Source organism: Bacillus carboniphilus (assembly GCF_039522365.1).
GTDB lineage: Bacteria > Bacillota > Bacilli > Bacillales > JC228 > Bacillus_BF > Bacillus_BF carboniphilus.
This window is the reverse complement of record NZ_BAAADJ010000026.1, coordinates 1-549: the sequence shown is the minus strand read 5'-3', so window position 1 is coordinate 549 and position 549 is coordinate 1. Positions and strand designations below refer to the sequence as shown.

The window sequence follows — 549 nt, the reverse complement described above, 5'->3', positions numbered from 1 at the left end:
TTAAATGAAGATAGTTATCGTATGAAACATCGTTCTACCATATTTGGGCAACAAAGTGTTTCAAAATAACGAGCAAAAACTGTTTCATTTTACTTGACGGTCACACCTTTCCCATTTCCACCGTTGACTTCTCTTAAATCAATTGTATCGTTGTAATTATTGTAATTAAAAGATAGTTCATCCACGTTGTCCTTCTGTATAGTGTGCTTGTCAACTTTATTTGTATCAGTAGAAGAACAACCAGCAAGTAATACTATAACCCATCCATAGAATATAAGGTAACAAGTGATTTTCTTAATCATAAGTGCCCTCCCTATTAAAGCTACTATCCCTACCTTTGTCATTTTGATTAAAATGGAATTTATTCTATTATTATGGATGAATAAGAAAAACTATGACTATCTAAAGGCATTTCGTTTCAACCTTAAAAACTCTATTTAACTATACTCCCTCTATATATAAAGGGTAATCTTACGATTTCTCTTGTTTTCTCACGATTTCATAGCCATGCATTTTTAATAGACATTGGTTTAATGGAATTAACATGTA

General features: G+C 31.1%; 1 protein-coding gene. It reads right to left on the bottom strand.

What is annotated here, in order from left to right; all coding sequences use genetic code 11:
- Window positions 1-89: 89 nt before the first annotated feature.
- Entirely contained in the window at window positions 90-302 is a 213-nt protein-coding gene (locus ABDZ91_RS14095) for a hypothetical protein (protein WP_343800025.1), read from the bottom strand.
- Between the last annotated feature and the right edge of the window lie 247 nt (window positions 303-549).

Bases quoted from the DNA above. Each gene is read 5' to 3' on its own strand.
- ABDZ91_RS14095 (WP_343800025.1), bottom strand. From the start codon at position 302: ATGATTAAGAAAATCACTTGTTACCTTATATTCTATGGATGGGTTATA.